The sequence below is a fragment of the Paraburkholderia sp. UCT31 genome, from assembly GCF_014397655.1.
Lineage (GTDB): Bacteria > Pseudomonadota > Gammaproteobacteria > Burkholderiales > Burkholderiaceae > Paraburkholderia > Paraburkholderia tuberum.
On sequence record NZ_VZQP01000171.1, the window covers coordinates 1 to 1,422 of the forward strand.

Here is a 1,422-nt window from a genome sequence, read left to right on the forward strand (position 1 = left end):
TCTTATATGGACGCCTCCCGGTTTGCCAGGTGATATTCGGTGTGTGACGGACAGGATGAGGTTGCAGACTTATATCCGGCCTGTGGTGCGGATGGTGATCCGCTGGCCCTGATGGAATCTGCCGGGGAAGTCCTCATCTCCTGCGAGTCCTCGAAGGACAAGACAGAATTCAGGTTTGCTTCCCCGCGGTCCGACCTGTTTCGCCATCACATGTATATCAACCTGCGCAACCTATTAACGACCACGTCTCCATAGTTAGTTGATCTTCTACGCAGCGTGAGCCACGTAACCAGATTGGTACGTTCGAGCGTGGGCAAGCAGCGCCCAGATCGTGCGTGCCGTTTTGTTTGCGAGCGCGACGACCACTACATTGAACGGTCGTCGCGCGAGCAAACGTTGCAGCGCGTCGCTCAGGTGCTTCGGATGCGAGAGCACTGCGCGCGCGCCGTGAATCAGCAAGGTACGCAAGTACACGTCGCCTCTTTTGCTGATGCCCAGCAGCTTGACGCGACCTCCCGTGCCGCTTTGCCGTGGCACCAAACCGAGGAACGCGGCGAACTCGCGCCCGGAGCGAAACGTACTCGCCTCGCCGATGGTGGCAATGGCGGCAGTCGCCGTGAGCAGGCCCACACCCGGAATGGCGGCGAGCCGCGTGGCCCCTTCGTCCTGGCGCAACCATGCTGCGAGCCGGTGTTCAATGGCACGGATGTCGCGCGTGAGCGCTTCGATACGCTGCAGTTGTTCGCGAAGCGTGTCGATGACCATGGCGGGCAAAGCGTCGGCCAGCTCGCCAAGCATGCGGGCCGCGTCGTTCATGCTGTGCGAGCCGCGATGCACTGCCGCGCCGAACTCGTACAGCAAGCCGTGCGTCTGGTTAATCTGCATGCGACGCATCTTGAGCAGTTGTGCGCGCACGCGGTGCAGCGTCAGCACCGCTTGCTGCGCTTCGCTCTTCACAGCGACGAAACGCATCTCCGGCCGTTGTGCAGCTTCCCAGATCGCCTGCGCGTCTGCCACATCGGTCTTGTTGCGCTTCACAAACGGTCGGACGAATGACGGCGCAATGAGCCGGACTTGATGACCGAAGCTCGCGAAGCGGCGTGCCCAGTAATGGGCGCTGCCGCACGCTTCCATCGCGATGAGCGCGGGCGCCTGCTTCGCGAAGAACGTCACGAGCTGTTCGCGCTTGAGCTGACGACGGTTGATCTCGCCTGTGTCCATGTCTACCCAGTGCACCTGAAAGACCCGCTTTGCCAAGTCCACGCCAAATGTCGTAGTCTTCATTTCGAGCCCTCCTTACCCTTACTGGTCGTTTTGACACCGCCACTTTGGCACTCTGATGCCGTCGGGTATAGCGAGGGCTCCGCCGTTCCTACTGCCTCTCCTATCCGACGCGGGAGGGAGGCGTCCATACCATCTCCT

1 protein-coding gene is annotated in these 1,422 nt (G+C 61.0%); it reads right to left on the minus strand.

What is annotated here, in order from left to right; genetic code table 11:
* Nucleotides 1-267 precede the first annotated feature (267 nt).
* Complete coding sequence (locus tag F6X40_RS41420; protein WP_187631880.1) at nucleotides 268-1,284, minus strand: IS110 family transposase; 1,017 nt, start codon at nucleotides 1,282-1,284, stop codon at nucleotides 268-270.
* Between the last annotated feature and the right edge of the window lie 138 nt (nucleotides 1,285-1,422).

Excerpts from the sequence above, each read along its gene's own strand:
- F6X40_RS41420 (WP_187631880.1), bottom strand. The coding sequence starts at position 1,284 with ATGAAGACTACGACATTTGGCGTGGACTTGGCAAAGCGGGTCTTTCAG.